This window comes from Janthinobacterium sp. Bl 1 (assembly GCF_058215535.1).
The window spans coordinates 3,718,884-3,735,127 of sequence record NZ_CM177086.1 but is presented as its reverse complement, the minus strand read 5'-3'; the positions used below and the strand labels follow the sequence as shown (position 1 = coordinate 3,735,127).

General features: G+C 62.4%; 19 protein-coding genes and 2 pseudogenes. 14 read left to right on the top strand and 7 right to left on the bottom strand.

Translation table 11 applies throughout. The features are described from left to right. The first annotated feature begins 10 nt into the window (after nt 1-10). The 6 genes and pseudogenes from AC4BCN_RS16690 to AC4BCN_RS16665 all read left to right on the top strand — a co-directional run bounded on the left by AC4BCN_RS16690 (nt 11) and on the right by AC4BCN_RS16665 (nt 4,073). Nucleotides 11-742, top strand: a complete 732-nt coding sequence (locus AC4BCN_RS16690) for a molybdopterin-dependent oxidoreductase (protein ID WP_490493610.1) — start codon at nt 11-13, stop codon at nt 740-742. 83 nt (nt 743-825) lie between these two features. After that, nucleotides 826-1,113, top strand: a complete 288-nt coding sequence (locus AC4BCN_RS16685) for a pentapeptide MXKDX repeat protein (protein WP_139089252.1) — start codon at nt 826-828, stop codon at nt 1,111-1,113. 131 nt (nt 1,114-1,244) lie between these two features. Further along, nucleotides 1,245-1,529 carry a DUF6881 domain-containing protein gene (locus AC4BCN_RS16680; RefSeq protein WP_338678817.1) on the top strand — a complete coding sequence of 95 codons (285 nt, stop codon included), beginning with the start codon at nt 1,245-1,247 and terminating at the stop codon, nt 1,527-1,529. Between the two features lie 96 nt (nt 1,530-1,625). Continuing rightward, nucleotides 1,626-2,833 (top strand): annotated as a pseudogene (locus AC4BCN_RS16675) (MFS transporter). 54 nt (nt 2,834-2,887) lie between these two features. Next, a complete protein-coding gene (locus AC4BCN_RS16670; RefSeq protein WP_338678815.1) occupies nt 2,888-3,370 on the top strand; it encodes a hypothetical protein in 483 nt (160 codons plus the stop codon). A gap of 61 nt (nt 3,371-3,431) precedes the next feature. Then, the gene (locus AC4BCN_RS16665) at nt 3,432-4,073 is read left to right on the top strand and encodes a CatA-like O-acetyltransferase (protein WP_490491284.1); all 642 of its coding nucleotides are present in this window, start codon (nt 3,432-3,434) and stop codon (nt 4,071-4,073) included. Here AC4BCN_RS16665 and AC4BCN_RS16660 read toward each other — a convergent pair. Further along, on the bottom strand, nt 4,070-4,828 hold the full coding sequence (locus AC4BCN_RS16660) for an AraC family transcriptional regulator (RefSeq protein WP_490491283.1): 759 nt from the start codon (nt 4,826-4,828) through the stop codon (nt 4,070-4,072). The genes AC4BCN_RS16665 and AC4BCN_RS16660 overlap by 4 nt on opposite strands. Before the next feature lie 85 nt (nt 4,829-4,913). On the opposite strand from AC4BCN_RS16660, the gene AC4BCN_RS16655 reads away from it, so the two are divergent. Next, nucleotides 4,914-5,675, top strand: a complete 762-nt coding sequence (locus tag AC4BCN_RS16655; protein WP_490491282.1) for an alpha/beta fold hydrolase — start codon at nt 4,914-4,916, stop codon at nt 5,673-5,675. On the opposite strand, the gene AC4BCN_RS16650 is transcribed toward AC4BCN_RS16655, so the two are convergent. Together AC4BCN_RS16650 and AC4BCN_RS16645 are read right to left on the bottom strand one after the other, a co-directional pair. Beyond that, nucleotides 5,676-6,317, bottom strand: coding sequence for a LysE family translocator (locus AC4BCN_RS16650; protein WP_034755914.1), 642 nt, complete (start codon nt 6,315-6,317; stop codon nt 5,676-5,678). 106 nt (nt 6,318-6,423) lie between these two features. Continuing rightward, complete coding sequence (locus AC4BCN_RS16645; protein ID WP_490491281.1) at nt 6,424-7,500, bottom strand: YeiH family protein; 1,077 nt, start codon at nt 7,498-7,500, stop codon at nt 6,424-6,426. Nucleotides 7,501-7,606: 106 nt separating this feature from the next. On the opposite strand from AC4BCN_RS16645, the gene AC4BCN_RS16640 reads away from it, so the two are divergent. After that, on the top strand, nt 7,607-8,509 hold the full coding sequence (locus AC4BCN_RS16640) for a LysR family transcriptional regulator (RefSeq protein WP_490491280.1): 903 nt from the start codon (nt 7,607-7,609) through the stop codon (nt 8,507-8,509). 12 nt (nt 8,510-8,521) lie between these two features. Here AC4BCN_RS16640 and AC4BCN_RS16635 read toward each other — a convergent pair. Then, a pseudogene (locus tag AC4BCN_RS16635) lies at nt 8,522-9,633 on the bottom strand (flavodoxin family protein). Between the two features lie 116 nt (nt 9,634-9,749). Between AC4BCN_RS16635 and AC4BCN_RS16630 the strand changes: the two are divergent. The 4 genes from AC4BCN_RS16630 (at nt 9,750) to AC4BCN_RS16615 (ending at nt 11,666) form a co-directional block, all read left to right on the top strand. Beyond that, the gene (locus AC4BCN_RS16630) at nt 9,750-10,322 is read left to right on the top strand and encodes a helix-turn-helix domain-containing protein (RefSeq protein ID WP_490491279.1); all 573 of its coding nucleotides are present in this window, start codon (nt 9,750-9,752) and stop codon (nt 10,320-10,322) included. Between the two features lie 7 nt (nt 10,323-10,329). Further along, nucleotides 10,330-10,860 carry a GNAT family N-acetyltransferase gene (locus AC4BCN_RS16625; RefSeq protein WP_490491278.1) on the top strand — a complete coding sequence of 177 codons (531 nt, stop codon included), beginning with the start codon at nt 10,330-10,332 and terminating at the stop codon, nt 10,858-10,860. A 179-nt stretch (nt 10,861-11,039) separates the two neighbouring features. Continuing rightward, on the top strand, nt 11,040-11,303 hold the full coding sequence (locus AC4BCN_RS16620) for a DUF378 domain-containing protein (protein WP_070302572.1): 264 nt from the start codon (nt 11,040-11,042) through the stop codon (nt 11,301-11,303). 12 nt (nt 11,304-11,315) lie between these two features. After that, nucleotides 11,316-11,666, top strand: a complete 351-nt coding sequence (locus AC4BCN_RS16615) for a hypothetical protein (protein WP_490491277.1) — start codon at nt 11,316-11,318, stop codon at nt 11,664-11,666. Between the two features lie 59 nt (nt 11,667-11,725). Here AC4BCN_RS16615 and AC4BCN_RS16610 read toward each other — a convergent pair whose 3' ends face one another. Together AC4BCN_RS16610 and AC4BCN_RS16605 are read right to left on the bottom strand one after the other, a co-directional pair. Beyond that, complete coding sequence (locus AC4BCN_RS16610; RefSeq protein ID WP_490491276.1) at nt 11,726-12,139, bottom strand: c-type cytochrome; 414 nt, start codon at nt 12,137-12,139, stop codon at nt 11,726-11,728. Nucleotides 12,140-12,221: 82 nt separating this feature from the next. Beyond that, nucleotides 12,222-13,100, bottom strand: coding sequence for an EamA family transporter (locus AC4BCN_RS16605; protein WP_490491275.1), 879 nt, complete (start codon nt 13,098-13,100; stop codon nt 12,222-12,224). Nucleotides 13,101-13,319: 219 nt separating this feature from the next. Between AC4BCN_RS16605 and AC4BCN_RS16600 the strand changes: the two genes are divergently transcribed. Both AC4BCN_RS16600 and AC4BCN_RS16595 read left to right on the top strand, forming a co-directional pair. Beyond that, a complete protein-coding gene (locus AC4BCN_RS16600) occupies nt 13,320-13,799 on the top strand; it encodes a hypothetical protein (protein ID WP_338678806.1) in 480 nt (159 codons plus the stop codon). An 82-nt stretch (nt 13,800-13,881) separates the two neighbouring features. Continuing rightward, nucleotides 13,882-14,298, top strand: a complete 417-nt coding sequence (locus AC4BCN_RS16595) for a hypothetical protein (RefSeq protein ID WP_338678805.1) — start codon at nt 13,882-13,884, stop codon at nt 14,296-14,298. A 60-nt stretch (nt 14,299-14,358) separates the two neighbouring features. On the opposite strand, the gene AC4BCN_RS16590 is transcribed toward AC4BCN_RS16595, so the two are convergent. Next, entirely contained in the window at nt 14,359-16,227 is a 1,869-nt protein-coding gene (locus AC4BCN_RS16590; RefSeq protein WP_490491274.1) for a phytase, read from the bottom strand. Nucleotides 16,228-16,244 lie beyond the last annotated feature (17 nt).

Genomic DNA, 16,244 nt, shown 5'->3' with positions numbered 1-16,244 from the left:
GGGCCAGGCCATGCTGGCCGACGCCTTGCGCCAGATCAAGCAGCCGTCGCGGCGCCTGTTCCTGCAGCGCAGCTTGAGCCTGGGCGGCCTGTCCTTGCTGACGGGCTGCAGCGCCAGCGACCCGGCCAGCATCGAGACAGCCTTGACGGCGGTCTCGCGCTTCAACGACCAGGTGCAAGGCTGGCTGTTCGACCCTAATAAACTGGCGCCGACTTATCCCGATTCCATGATCACGCGGCCGTTTCCGTTCAACGCGTATTACGGCGAAGATGAAGTGGAAGAGGTCGACGGCGAGGCCTGGCGCCTGGAATTGAGCGGCCTGATCGCCGACAAGAAAGCGTGGACCTTGCCTCAGTTGCGCGCCTTGCCGCAGGAAACGCAGGTGACGCGCCACATCTGCGTGGAAGGCTGGAGCGCCATCGGCAAGTGGGGCGGCGTGCCGTTTTCCCACTTCCTCAAGCGGGTGGGCGCCGACACGACGGCCAAATACATCGGTTTCAAATGCGCCGACGATTATTTTACGAGCATCGACATGGCCACGGCCCTGCACCCGCAAACCATCATGGCCCTGACGTATGACGGCCAGGAATTGCCGCCGAAATATGGCTACCCGATGAAACTGCGCATGCCGACCAAGCTGGGCTACAAGAACCCCAAGCACATCCAGGCCATTTTTGTCACGAATACCTACCCGGGAGGGTATTGGGAGAATCAGGGATACAACTGGTTCGGCGGATCTTGAACACTTTTGGCAACACCTGTAGCACAGCAACAGCTTTACCACCGGGCAATCTCGCCCATCCCACACTGAGACAAGGACCTATCATGAAAACCACCATCACCGCCATCATCGCTTCCGCCATCCTCATGTCGGGCGCTGCGTTTGCCCAGGACGCCATGAAGAAAGATGCCATGGCCAAGGACGCTTCGGCCGATGCCATGCACAAGGATGCGATGGACAAGGACGGCATGAAGAAGCCGATGGCCAAGAAACACATGAAGAAGGATCACATGGCCAAGGATGGCATGGCAAAAGACGGCATGGCCAAGGGCGAGATGAAAAAGGATGAAATGAAGAAAGATGGCATGGCCAAGGATGCGATGGCCAAATAAGGATAAGAACGGCGGCTTGCCTAGCGTCGCTGTCAGCCTCGACCGAAGCTGACAGCGACGCTAGTTGCATCAGAGTTCCATTGGAGCATGCTATATTTGCATTATCTTTCTCTCAATGCGGGAATTTTCCGATGCGCTATATCGACGTCACATGGTTCCATGAGAACAAGGCTGATCCGGTGCGCCTGATGTCCGAGCTTGACCGTAATGGTTATGAAACGCGCAAACTGGAATTTTTCATCGATGGCGGCGTCGGTTTCGCCCATGTTACGGCGGCATCGATGGCTGTCGAACTGGGGAGCGTGCCAGTCCCACCGCTAGACGAGATCAATGCCCATGCCGAGTTTTCCGGCGTGGAAATTTGCCAGGCGGACTTCGAGCATGCGTGGCGCCAGGCGCTAGGCAATCAATGCTAGTGCGGCGCAAGCTTGCTTGGCGTTGCCAAATCAAGATGATCCGCGCCGATTGGTGTAAGCTGATCGCCTCGTGATTTCCCGCATGTATCGTCATTCATGACCGACCCCTCCGCCACCGCGCTGTCCGCCACGTCCACCGCTACCGACAAGTCCCTGCGCCGCCGTTCGCTGTTCGCCGCCTGCAGTGCACATGCCGTGCATGACGGCTTGACGGACGTGATCTATGTGCTCTTGCCCATCTGGCAGGCGCAGTTTGCCATCAGCTATGCCATGGTAGGGCTGTTGCGCGGTTCGTACTCGGGCATGATGGCCGGTTTCCAGTTGCTGGCCAGCCGCATGGCCGGCGCTGGGGACGCGAGCGCCTGCTCGTGGGCGGCACGGCGCTGGCCGGCGTCGCCTACCTGGTCGCGGGGCAGGCGGGCGGCCTGGCCGTGCTGCTGTTCGCCTTGCTGCTGGGCGGCCTGGGTGCCAGCACCCAGCATCCGCTGGCCTCGTCCATCGTCACCGATACGCACGAGGCGGGTGGCGGTGTGAAGGAAGCGCTGTCACACTACAACTTTGCCGGCGATATCGGCAAGACCTTGATACCCGCGCTGGTGGGCTTGCTGTTATTGGTCTGCAGTTGGCAAGCCAGCGTCTCGCTGCTGGGCTTGCTGGGGCTGGCGGCGGCCGGCTTGCTGTGGTGGCTGCTGCCCAAGCCCGGCGACATCCAGGTCAGCCAGAAAAAAGTTAGCAAGCCCATCGCGAGTAATGGCTCGCCAGCGAGTTTCCGCGCCTTGCTGGCCACGGGCACCCTGGACAGCGCCGTGCGCATGGGTTTTCTCACTTTCCTGCCATTCCTGCTGAAAAGCAAGGGGGCGGGCACGGCCGGCATCGGCGTGGCCCTGTCCTTGCTGTTCGTGGGCGGCGCCTTCGGCAAGCTGCTGTGCGGCTATCTGGGCGCGCGCATCGGCATGATGAAGACCGTGTGGCTGACGGAATCGATGACCTCGCTGCTGATCGTGCTGGCCCTGTGGCTGCCGCTGGCCGGCGTCATGGCCATGCTGCCACTGCTGGGGCTGGCGCTGAACGGCACCTCGTCCGTGCTGTACGGCGCCGTGCCGGAACTGGCCGAGCCCGGCAAGCGCGAGCACGCGTTTGCCCTGTTCTACACGGGCAGCATCGGCGGCGGGGCGCTTTCGCCCGTGCTGTTCGGCGCGCTGGGCGACCATACGAGCGTGAACACTGCCTTGCTGGCGCTGGCGGCCGTATTGCTGCTCACTTTGCCGCTGGCGTGGAAGGTGCAGCGGGGTTTGGCAAACTGAGGGGTATGGAAAATTGCCTTTAAATTATCATTTGACGCATTTCAAGAGCTAAACATGCCACAACTCGCTAACATCGGGGATGCCCAGGCTGCTGAACTGGCCTGCGCGCATATACTTGCGCAAAAGGAATTGTTCTACAAAAATATGTTCTTTCATGAGGGCGATAATTTGCTCTGCGGCCGTCTTCTTGCTGCCTTGGGCAGCAAACCGGTATTCGGCAACAGCGGCATCGCGCCTGTCCTGTTGCTGCATTACTCGGACCAGGCCGGATTGGCGGAGTTCCATGCCGGATCATATTGGACGCTCGGCGTTTCGCTGGACAAGGGACGCATCCGGCGGCTCACGAACGTGCCAAATATGAGCGACATCAAGGCCGTGTATGCGATGCGGTATGCACAGGAGGTGGCGCATGCCGATGGCACCCGTTCGGGTGAGTATGCAAGCTTTGCGTTCACCAGGCAGGCAGGCGCTGAAGAAGTTACCTTGTTCCAGGACGTCGGCAGCGAATACTTTGTCTGCCTGCCGTTCTCCAATTGAATCATCCGGGGCGATGGCAGTACAGCTTGCCCGCGATCACCCCATCGTCTACACTCGCCGCATGAAAAATTTTGAAAAGCGGCGCGACCGCTATGACTTGTTCCGGGCGTTTGACAATCCCCTCGTCAACATCAACTTCCAGCTCGACGTGCCGGATTTCCGTCCCTGGTGCAAGGAACGGAAAATCCCCGTATTCCACTTTTTCCTGTTCTGCCTGCTCAATACGGTCAGGGAAATCGACAACTTCATGTACCGCATCTACCAGGGCGAAGTGATCAGGATCGACGATTTCCCCGCCTCGTACACCGTCATCAACGGCGACGAGAACCTCAACTACACGCGCTTCGCGATGACGGACCAGCTCGATCTATTCATCGCGCGCAGCCTGGAAGCGAAACGCCTGGCCGAAGCGAGCTGCGCGCTGATCAACACAGGTGAGGGAGAGTCCGAGCGCGAGCAGCGCAACAATATCTTCATCACCTGCCTGCCATGGCTGGAACTGGCGGCCATCGAGCACCCGATTTACCGTCACCGCGACGCCGACATCCCGACTTTTACCTGGGGCAAGTTCGGTCCGGCGCAGGACGATGGCCGCATGCGCGTGCCGTTTTCCGCGCAAGCCCACCATGGCTTTGTCGACGGCTACCATGTGCAGAAACTGGCGCAGGCGCTGGCGCAGCGCATCGCCGCCATCATCTCCTAGTCCAGATAATCGCTGGGCGCCTGGCCCAGCACGCGGCGGAAGGCGGCCGTGAAGGCGCTGGGGCTGGCATAACCGAGGTCGAGTGCGATCCTGGTGACGGCTTGCCCCTCGGCCAGCCGTGTGATGGCGGCCAGCAGGCAAGCTTGCTGGCGCCATTGGGCAAAGCCCAGGCCCGTCTGGATGCGGAATTGCCGCGTAAAGGTGCGCCGGCTCATGCCTGCCTGCGCCGCCATCGCATCGAGATTGCTGTCCAGGCTCGGTTGCTGCAGCATGTTCATGCATAGCTTTGCCAGCCGCGGTTCCTGCGGCAGGGGCGCACTCAGGGGCAGGGGCCTGGCGGCAGCAATCTCATCGAGCAGCAAGGCCATCAATCGTCCGGCCCGCGATTGTTCCGCATACAGGGCGTCGACGGTCACGGCCTCGGCCAGCAACTGGCGCAGCAGCGGCGGTGTGTCCAGCACCTGGCAGTGGGGCGGCAAGCCGGTACCGTCGATGGCGGCTGCGTCGATAAACACGTTGTGCATGGTCACGGCGCCATGCATGCGCATGCCGTGGACGAGCTGGACCGGCACCCAGCAAGCGCGTTGCGGCGGCACCAGCCAGCTGCCTTGCGGTGTGTGCACGCTGATGACACCGCGCGCCGCATACGCGAATTGCCCGCGCGCATGGCTGTGGCTGGGAAACATCGCGCCTGCGCCATAGTCGCGCGCCGTGACGATCAAGGGGCGCGGCACTTCCGTATAAAAATCATCCATGGCCCGTACTCTACAGTATTTGACCTGCCATCGAAGGCGGGCCGACGGCTGGCCGCTTACCATACACTCTTTTTCAGGAGTGAATATGCACAATACCTGTCATCGCGTGGGCCATGGTCCCCACGCCATCATCGTCCTGCACGGCTGGTTTGGCGATGCGCACGCGTTCGGGCCGATGGAAGCGGCCCTCGATGGCGGCGCTTTCAGCTATGTCTTCATGGACAATCGCGGCTATGGCGGCATGCGCGGAGCACATGGCAGCTACTCGATGGACGAGGTCGCCCGCGACGCGCTGGCCCTGGCCGATGCCCTGGGCTTTTCCACGTTCAGCGTGGTGGGACACTCGATGGGCGGCATGGCGCTGGAACGGCTGGCCTTGCTGGCGCCCTTGCGCCTGCGCAAACTCGTGGCCGTGGCGCCAGTACCCAGCTGTGGCGTGGCGCTCGATGGGGCGGCCCGGCAACTATTTCTCGACGCGAACGCGAACGTGGAGGCGCGGCGCGCCATCATCGACCGCAGTACGGGCGAACGCTTGCCAGCCGCCTGGCTGGACTGGAAGGCGCAATATTCCTGGGAAAGTTCGGACCAAGCGGCGTTTGCCGCCTATTTTCTCGCGTGGAGCGGGACGGATTTCAGTGAAGACATCAAGGCGGCGCGCGTGGCACTACCGTTGCTGGCGCTGGTGGGGGAGCACGACCCCCGTTTTGATGCGGCCCTGATGCGCCGCACGTATCTGGCGTGGTACCCGCAAGCCCGGCTCGAAGTGCTGGGCAATGCGGGACACTATCCGATGAATGAAACGCCGCTGGCCCTGGCGGCCAGCATCGAAGGGTTTCTACTGGCGTAATTACGCGGCCTTGCTGCGCAGGCGCAGCAGGCTCAGGCCCAGCAAGACGAAGGCGCCGCCCGTGATGCGATTGAACAGCTTGGCACGGCCCGGCGTGGCCAGCTGGGTTTTCAGCAGGCGCGCCAGGTTGGCGTAGAACAAGTGGGCCAGCATGGCGCAGGCGACAAACGAGGTCGTCAGCACGGTGAACTGGATGGCCACGGGTTCGCCCGGCGTGATGAATTGCGGGAACAGTGCCGAGAAGAACAGGATGGCTTTCGGATTGGTCAGCGCCACCGTCAAGCCCTGGCGGAACAGTTTCCAGAAGGAATTCGGATTCGCCGCGCCGGCCACCACGGGCGCATCGGCCACGACGCTGGTCTTGCTGCGCCATTGCTTGATGCCCAGGTACACGAGGTACAGGGCGCCAGCCAGTTTCAGCAGCATGAAGGCCGTGGCCGAGGTGGCGAGCACGACGCCCATGCCGGCCATGGCCACGCCGGAAATGATGAACAGGCCAAACCCATTGCCCATGCTGCTGATCATCGCGCGGCGCGGGCCGACGGCGATGGCATTCGAGATGGCCAGCAAGACGGCCGGGCCGGGAGAAAACGTGACGAGCAGGGCGACGCTGCAGAAAAGCAGCCAGTTCGAGAGGTGCATGGATGTTCCTGGATGGGGCCGAAGCCGGTTTGAGAGTCAAAACACCTGTATTGTACGAAGTTTTCGGCTCCCGCGTCAGCGGCCCCGGCTTGAATCAGGCTCAAGGTCAGGCAAACAGGCTGGCAACGACGTGGTTGATGGCGGCGCCACCGGCAATCAGCCAGCAGAACAGGATACCTGCCAGCAACAGGGGCTTGATGCCGGCGCGGCGGATGGCCGACATATGTGTCGTCAAGCCCAGGGCCGCCATGGCCATGGCCAGCAGGACCGTGTCGAGTTCGGTGATGGTGGCCACGGTGCCCGCTGGCAGCAGGCCCAGCGAATTGAAGGCGACCACGGCAATGAAGATGAAGGCGAACCAGGGGATGGCCAGCTTGGCCGCCTTTTCCTTGCCACCGGCCTTCGCCTTGCCGCGCGCCAGCACGGCCGACAGGATGACGAGAAACGGCGCCAGCATCATCACGCGCACCATCTTGGCGATCACGGCCGCATTCGCCGCTTCCTGCCCGATCGACTTGCCGGCCGCCACTACTTGCGCCACCTCATGCACGGTCGAACCGATGTACACGCCGAAGGCGGCAGGCGTGGCGCCCAGCAGGTGCCAGCCTTGATTCAGCTGGTACAGCAAGGGATACAAAAAAATGGCGATGGTGCCGAACACAACAACGGTGGAGACGGCAACGGTCACATCCTCGCTACGCCCCCTGACGACGGGTTCGGTCGCCATCACGGCCGCCGCGCCGCAAATCGAGCTGCCCGCGCCAATCAAAATGGCGCTGTTGCGCTCCAGCTTGAATACCTTGGTGCCGAGGAACATGGCCAGGCCAAACGTGGACGCCAGCACCAGCGCATCGATGGCGATGCCGGCCAGGCCGACTTGCCCGATATCCTGGAAGGTCAAACGAAAGCCGTACAGGATGATGCCAAGTCGCAATAAAGTCTGCTTGGAATAGGCCACGCCCGCGCCGCAAGTGGGCGCCAGGCGGCCGTACACGCTGTTGCCCAGCACGATGCCCAGCATGATGGCCAGGGTCAGCGCGCTCATGCCGTGGCTTTGCATCCATTCCAGCTTGCCCAGCGCGATGGCGGCATAAGCGATTGCGCCGCTGAGCAGCAGGCCCGGCAGAAGGCGGCCATAGCGGTCGCTGAAACTTGTTGTGTTCGTTGTTGAGAGGGATGACATACCGTACTCCATGTTCTTGATTCGTATGGCATGACTGTACAGTTCGCTGATTAAATGGTAAAACGGATTGTTTTTGTATGTTTAACTTGAAAAATAGGTAGATGATATGGCGTTGACCTTGCGGCAGTTGCAGATTTTCCTCGCCGTGGCGGACACGGGCAGTACCAGCGCGGCTGGCGACTTGATTGCGCTGTCGCAATCGGCCACCAGCGCGTCCTTGAATGAGCTGGAAGCCTTGCTGGGTACGCAACTGTTTGACCGGGTGGGCAAGCGATTGCTGCTCAACGACAATGGTCGCCTGCTGCTGCCGCAGGCGCGGCAGATGCGCGACGGGGCCGCCAGCATCGAGCGCCAGTTCGCGGGAGCCGACCCGTCCGTGCCCGTCAGCCTGCAGATCGGCGCCAGCACCACCATCGGCATCTATCTGCTGCCGCAGATCCTGGCGCAGGCGGCGCAGCAATACGGGCGCAGCATTCCGCAGGTGACGATTGCCAACACGGCCGACATCGCGGCCGCCGTGGCGGAGTTCCGTGTCGATATCGGCCTGATCGAAGGGCCATGCCACGAAGCGGGCTTGCTGGTGGAACCGTGGCTGACGGACCAGATGCTGATCGTGGCCGCGCCCACGCATCCGCTGGCGCAGCTGCGCCATCTGCTCAGCTTTACGGAACTGAACCAGGCAGGCTGGCTGCTGCGCGAAGCGGGCTCAGGCACGCGCGAAGCTGTGGAGCAAGCGCTGGTGCCGTATCTGCACTATCTGCGCGCCGCAGGCGAGTTCAGCAATTCGGAAGCGATCAAATATGGCGCGGCGGCGGGCTTGGGCATTGCCTGCCTTTCGCGCGTCGTCGTGGCCGATTTGCTGGCCAGCGGGCAACTGGTGGAACTGGAAACCATGCTGCCGCCATTGGAGCGCAACTTTTATCTGATCCGCCAGTCCAAGAAGATACTGTCGCCGCGCCTGGCCGGTTTCCTGGAGCTATGCCGCCACGCATCGCGCATGGCCGGGTAGCTGTGCCGGGTGTCATTTTGGCCGGGGAGGCTGGAGCTCCGCATCGGGCGGCGCCAGCGTGCCTGCGCGCAGCCGTTGGACGGCGACGGCCACGGCGCGCGCCACGTTGCGCACTTCTTCCTGCAGATTGGTGTCATGGTCGAGGGCGTCATGGCTTTGCGCGTAACTGTCGTAATAGCCGATGTAGCGGTCCAGCCGCGCCTTGGCGCCTGCGTCAACCAGGCCCATCCAGTCCAGCCAGTCGGACAGGCCCCGCCGCACGCCTTCGATGCCGGCCACGTCGCCATGCACGACGAGGCCATATGCGCGCCCGGCCAAGTGTTTCGGGTAATTCCAGCCTTGCAGTTCGAGTGCCTTTGCTTCCACGGCTTTCTTGCCATGCGTGGACGTGGGATCGGGATTGCCACCATCGGCGCAGACGAGCCGGTCTATCATCAGCTTGAGTACGCTGGGCGTCTGGTACCAGTACACGGGCGTGAGGATGATGACGGCGTGCGCAGCCGTCCAGCGCTCGTAAATTTCCGCCATCCAGTCATTCGTCTGCCGTTCGCCATGGTTCGGGTAGCAACTGCATGGCCAGTGGCACAATGGCATGGCTGTCGAGACACAGCCCTTGCACGGGTGAATGTGCAAATCATACGAGGAGGTCAGCAAGCTCAGGTCCAGCACGTCCGTTTCGATATTGTCGGCCTGCAGTACTTCCCTGGCCCATTGCGTCATGCGCCACGTTTTCGACATTTCACCGGGGCAAGAGCCGTCATTTCACCGGGGCAAGAGCCGTCATTGCGCGCCGCGCCGCAGATCAGCAGCACGCGCGACGCCGTGGCGGGGTCTTTCTGGCGCGCTTCGGCGGCCAGCAGGCGGTCGCGCGTGGCTTTCCACTCCACGGACAGGTCGTAATCGGGGTCAAGAAAACCGGGCCCGGCCTTCTGTGTCACGGGTGCCTTGCGGCCATCCTGGTAATTCTTCCACGCCACTTCTTCCACCTGCACCAACGCGCCGCGCACGGCGTCGAACGCGGGATCGGCATATGAGCGAATGAACTGCAAATGGAATTCGACCCTGCCCAGCGGCGCGGGCGCCTGACCCAGACGTGGCTGGGGAGTGGCGGGAGTGGAGGCCATGGCTTTTCCTTGAAGTGATGGCGTATCGTGCCTGGGGAGGGCTTGCTGGTCTGTGCGCTGAACAACTGTGCAGCAACTGCTTGCCAAGTTCTCTTTTGTGGGATAAATTCCCATATATGGAAAATTCAACATTGACTGATAACGAGACGGAACAGCGGCTGGCCGCGCGTTTGAAACAGTTGCGGGTGGAGCAGGGCTGGTCGCTGGATCAACTGGCCAGTGCCAGCCAGGTCAGCCGCGCCACCCTGTCACGCCTGGAAAATGGCGAAGTCAGCCCGACGACTAGCGTGCTGGGCAAGCTGTGCGCGGCGTACGGCCTGGCCATGTCGCGCCTGCTGCGCATGGTGGAAGACGATTTTCCACCGCTGCTGCGGCGGGCACAGCAAAGCGTATGGACGGACCCGGACACGGGTTTTCGGCGCCGCTCCGTCTCGCCCCCGTCACGCGCGCTGGCCGGCGAAGCGCTCGAATGCGAACTCGATGCGGGCGTGACGATCACTTATGCCGCCTCGCCCCGGCCCGGCATGGAACACCATCTGTTACTGCAGGAAGGCAAGTTGAACGTGACCGTCGACGGTCGCGCGTACGATTTGCTGGCCGGCGACTGCCTGCGCTACCAGCTGCACGGCCGCAGCGCGTTCATGACGCCGCCAGACAGCGGCGCCCGCTATTTTCTCTTTCTTGTCTGAGGTCGCCATGTCCGCATCGCTACGTCATTTTTCATCCACCGATATTCGTGAACGCTTGCCGGAACTGGGCGCCTTGCTGCAAGACTGCGTGCACGACGGCGCCAGCATCGGCTTTATCTTGCCCTGCGACACGGCGGCCAGCCAGGCGTTCTGGACCGATAATGTGTTGCCGGCCGTCACGCGCGGCGTGCGCCTGTTGCTGGTGGCCGAAGTCGATGGCCGGGTGGCCGGCGCCGTGCAGCTGGACTGGGACACCAATCCCAACCAGGCGCACCGGGCCGAAGTGCGCAAGCTGCTGGTCGCGCCCACTTTCCGCCGGCATGGCATCGCCCGCCAGCTGATGCAGGCGCTGGAAGCACAGTCGCGCCAGTTGCCGCGCAGCCTGCTGACCCTGGACACGCGCAGTGGTGACCATGCGCAAGCGCTGTACTTGTCGCTCGGCTACGTGGTGGCCGGCAGCATCCCCGCCTATGCGCTGGCGCCGGACGGCAACCGCCTGGATGCCACCACCATCATGTACAAGCAGCTGCGGCAATGAGTTGCAGTTACCCGATGCGCGCTGCCGTCTGGCTTGTTGCCAGATAAAATCACCCGCCTGATTACAGAGTCTTCCTACTTGAATGCCCGGCATCGTCTGACTGGCGCGTACCGGTGCCGCGCCTACACTGTTCCTTGATAGACCCGGCGGCGGGTCCTTTCTTCTTACAGGAGGCTGATATGGCGAATATCCAGGCAGGATCGGACGGTGCGGCAAAACAGGAAATGTCGGCAAAGCGCTTGAACGTGGTCGACTGGATCTCGATGATCCTCTTGATCGTGGGTGGCTTGAACTGGGCGCTGGTGGGCTTGTTCGATATCGACATCGTGGCCAGCATCCTCGGCGCCATGACGGCCGCTTCGCGCGGCGTGTATGTACTGGTGGGACTGGCGGCGCTGTATTCCATTTACCTGTGCCTGCGCAAGTTGCCGGCCAAAACGTAGACGGGAGGGGACATGCCTGTCGGTGCAAGCCCCAAGCGTGAACGCGAATTCAAGAAGCTGGAACGGGATTTCAAGCAGGAAGGACGCTATCCGGGCCGCGAGGAAGAAGTCGCGGCGCGCATCGTGAACAAGCAAAGGGCGCAGTCCGGTGAAGCGAAGGAAGCGCAGGGGCGGAAAAAAGCCGGCGGCGCTGCCTCGGATGCGTCATCGCCCGACTTGCCCATCGCCGGCTACCAGCAATTGACGGTGGCGCAGATCCGCGACAAGCTCGATGGCCTGTCCGCCGCCCAGCGCAAGCGGCTGCGAGTCTATGAAGCGGCGCACAAGAAGCGCAAGGGCGTGCTGCAGGCGCTGGGAGCTTGATCCTGCTTCATGGGCTGGATGCGGTATGCGCCTGTCCGTGCATGCGTTATGGGCGGTGCTTACTGCGTGCGCAGGTAGGCCAGCAAGTCGGCCACCTGCTGCGCATTGCCGATGCCCCAGAAGCGCATGTTATTGCCGGGAATGAAGTCGCTCGGTGCTTTCAGGAAGCCGGCCAGGTTTTGCTCGGTCCAGACGATGTTCGCGTTTTTCATCGCCGCCGAGTATTTATAGTCGGTGGTGGCACCGGCTTTGCGGCCTATCACGCCCGTCAGCTTGGGGCCAAAGCCGCCGCGCGCCGATGGCCCTACCTGGTGGCAGGAAGCGCACTTGCGAAACGCGGCCTTGCCTGCTTCCGCATTGCCCTTGAGGGCGGCCGGAGCGGCAGCCTGCGCGACGGCGACTGGCGCCAGCAGCACGAGCACGGCTGCGGCAGCGAAAGGGGAGAGCAGGCGAAAAAGAAGTGTCGATGTCATCGGTGGGGCAGAGTGCGCGATATGGCAAGCAATGACGCATTTTACAGGCGGGCATCAAAACCTGCCTGCCCGTCGAGCACCGCTAGCGCTTGCCGCCCTGTGCGCCGAGCGCCGCCATGGCCGACGCGAACACGATGCAGGCGATGGCCAGCCACTGCGTCAAGTTCAGCATTTCTCCCAGCACCACCATGGCGGCCAGCGCGCTGACGGCCGGCGCCGCGCTGCTGAACATGCCGAACACGCCTTGCGGCAAGCGGCGCAGGGCAAAGATTTCCAGCGAGTACGGCAGGGCGCTGGACAGCATGGCGATGGCCAGGCCCATCAGCGCAATCGATGGCGCCAGCAGTGCCGTCCCCGAGTACGCGACGCCGATGGGCACCGTCACCATGGCTGCCACCGTCATGCCCCAGGCCACGGCTTGGCCGCCTTGCAAGGTCGATGCCCGCTTGCCGAAGATGATGTACAGCGCCCAGCACAGCGCTGCCCCCAGCGCATACGCCACGCCGACAGGGTCCAGGCTGCCCGGACTGCCTTGCAGGGGCAGCAGCAAATACAAGCCGAACACGGCGCACGCCACAGCCAGCAAATCGCGCGGCCGGCGCGACGACAGCATGGCCACTGCCAGCGGCCCCGTCACCTCGATGGCGACCGCGATGCCAATCGGTATCAGCGCAAACGCCCGGTAAATCAGCAAGTTCATCAACCCCAGCACAGAACCGTATACCAGCAAGTTCAGCACGTCCTTGCGCGTCAGCCGGTAGCGCCACGGCCGGAAGATAGCCAGCAGGATCAGTGCCGAAAACCCCACGCGATACGCCGTAATCCCCTCGACCCCGATGACAGGAAACAGATTCTTCGCAATCGCCGCCCCCAAATTGACGGAAATCTGCCCTCCCAATACGGCCAGGGAAGGGAGCAGGATGCTGTCGGGGAGGGAAGAGGTCGAGGCGGGGGAGGTCATGGGACGGTATTTTAATATGCCTGAGGCTGGCAGTCGCTGGCAGATCAGCAAGCGAGGGTAACTTATCCGTGTGCACGGGCATCGAATGTGAAGCGGATACAGTTGAGGCAGTGCAAGTATTTTCTGATAATGCTATTCTGCCTGCACACCCGGAACCGCCGGGTGCCACCCGATTCTTCGTCTCGATGGAGCCGTCCCATGAATTGCAGAAGCATGGCAGTGACAGTCGCTTTAGTGTTCGCCACCGGCATGGCTGGTGCGCAGGCCTTGCCGCCGCAGGCGCAATTGCCGGCCTGGGCGGCGCAACAGCTCGATAGCCTGGCCAAACGCGAAGGCATTGACGTCAGCGCCCGTATTAATCCCTTCGTCTTGCGCGGCGACTTCGATGGCGACGGCAAGGGCGACCTGGCTGTCCTCGTCAAAAACAAGGACAGCAAGAAAGAGGGTATCGTCTTCCTGTTCAGACAGAAGACGGCGCCTCTGATCGTCGGTGCGGGACATGCCTTGTCCAACGGTGGTGAGGATTTTGCCTGGCTGGAAATCTGGCAAGTGGAAGACAAGGGCTCGCTCCAGCACAGTTATCATGAAAAGGCGCTCAAGCTGAAAACGGACGGGATCGTGGTGGCGAAAGAGGGCTCTGCCAGTGCCTTGATCTATATCAAGGGTGGCAAGGCGGTTTGGCAACAGCAGGGCGATTGAGGCGTGCCAGTGCAGGTTTGCTGGCTGACGCCAGCGGTCTGTCGGGCAGTAGATTCACGCGTCAGTCAGGAGTAATAGCGTAATGCATGTATTCAGTATCGGCGACACCAATTTCGAAGTGGATGTCGCGAAATCCCGGATCAGCCTTGAGGCGCGCGCCGATGGCATGCGGGAAATTAATATCACGATCGAGGCCGACGACGACGTGTTCATGCGGCTGACGGAAGACGACGATGCGCCCTGGTCGTGGGCGCTGTATCCGCCGTCCTTCTCTCTGCAGTGCTTGCTCGTCGCGGGACCTGATGCCGCGCCCGTGCGGAGGCTGGCCGTCGATGCCGGCAATCCACAGTGTGAATCCTCGCTCTACATGATGAAATACCGTGATGTCGCGGATCTGCGCCTGGAGGAATTGTCGACACAACGCCTGGCAGTGACGGGCAGCGTGGACTTTTTTGGAAAAAGTCTGCCTTTTGTCATCGATATGCCGCGTACAAGGTAGCGGCAATCTTTAACACTCCTATCGTACATGGGGCAGCCATTGCTAGCCGCCCCATGGTGATTACTCCAGCTTCAACGCCTTCGCCACATCCCCCCACGCCACATACTTGAAGTTCTGCGGCCCATCGGGCAGGCGCTTGTAGCCGTCCTGGATCACCAGCATGCCTTCTGCATACGCGCCACCCAGGTTGGCGGAGGTGACGTCGAGGCCGTCCGTTTCCGAGGTGCCGTCGATGCCTGCCGGTAAATTGAAGCCCACCTTGAAACGGCCGCGCACCTTGTAGGGGGCTTTGGCATCGAGTACCACGTAGCTGTTGTCGCCTTGGCTGGAGACGATCAGGTAGCCAGAATCAGTATTGCCGCCCGGCTGGCGGTAGATGGCCATGCCTTCCACGTCGGCCGTCAACTGTGCGCCCACGGGCAGGACCATGGTGAGGGCGTCGGGCTTGGCGGCGTCGGCCGAGGTGGTCCAGATGCCGCGCGTTTCCTCGCCCAGGAACAATCTGGCGTTGGCATCATCGGCCACGCAGCCTTCCGGTTGGGTGGCAACCTTGAAGCTGCGCAAGAGGGTGGCGCTGAACTTGCTGCCGTTCATGCCGCTGATTTCAAGCTTGTACTGCTGGAAAGTGCCGTCCTTGTCGTTGATGAACGCTTCCACACCGCCGCTGGCCGGTTGATACAAACACATGCCGTAGATGCTTTTCAGTCCGGTCGGGAAACGGCCCGCTTCCGCCACCACGCCATCGGCATTGATGGTGAACAGCATCATGGTGTTGTCGTCGCGCTGGGTGGCGACAGCCAAGTCGACCTTGCCGCCGCCAAGGCTGATGTTTTGCCGCACGTCGACGTTGTTCAGGCGTCCCACTTCCAGCAGCTGCGTCTGCTTGCCTTGCAGGTCGTAGACCAATAGTCCCTGCTTTTTGTTGGTGCCCAGGATGCGTGCGTCGGCAGGGTTGCTCGATAGCCAGATGGCCGGATCGTCGGCCGCGTCGCCCTGGCGCGCCATAGGTTCCGTCTGCGCTTGCGGGGCGATGATGGCCACCGCAGGTGATGTTTCCGCTTGGCCAGCCCATTTCAAGGGCCGCGCTTGCCAACCGTTCTTGCCGCGCAACATCAAGGAATTTCCGTCGAGCGCCAGCTGGCTGTCGCCCTTGCGCACGTTCAAGGCGACGGCTTGGGCTGGCTGGGCCGACCACTTGCCCGCCTGATGGGAGTACAGGTGCAGCTTGTCCGCCTTGCCGTCGAGCACGGCCACGCCGCCCGGCAGCACGGCCAGGGCGCCGGCACCGCCATCCAGCTGGCCGTACGGCTTGCGCAGGGCCACCACTTCGCGCTTGCCCATGCCTTCGGAATCGGCTTCATACGACCACACGCCCATGTTGGCCTCGCTGACCAGCAGGCGCTGGGCGCCATCGTCGGCGCGGCAATGCTTGGCGTGCGGCGGCAAAGCGAGTTTGCGTACCAGGCTGCGCTGTTCACCTTGCATCACCCACTGTTCCGCTTGCCCATCCTTGCCGATCAAGAACAGATGGTCGAGCTGCTGGGCGTCGCGGTACAGGCAGGACGCTTCCACGGAAAAGGTGGGCACGGGAAACGGCGCCAGCTTGACCAGCTTGCCGGCCTGCACGTCGACGGAGACGGGCAGCGGGCGCTGCGTGTCCGCTTCCAGGAAGACGGCCAGCACTTTGCCGCCATTGATGCGCGTGTCGAGCTGCTTGGCGCGCACGGTGATGCGGTCCTGCTCCTGGCCGCTGGCGTTGAACAGGCGCAAGCCGTGCTTGTCCAGGGTCAGCCAGCCGCCGCCGGGCAGGCGCGCCAGTTCCTCGGCCTCTTGCGTGAAGGAAGGCAAAGTGTTGGCGGGGGCGGCGAAGACGGCACCGGTGGCGCAGAAGGCGGCCAGCAAGGCGCCGCAGAGTACGTTTTTTTTCATGTTAGTTGAAATCATCA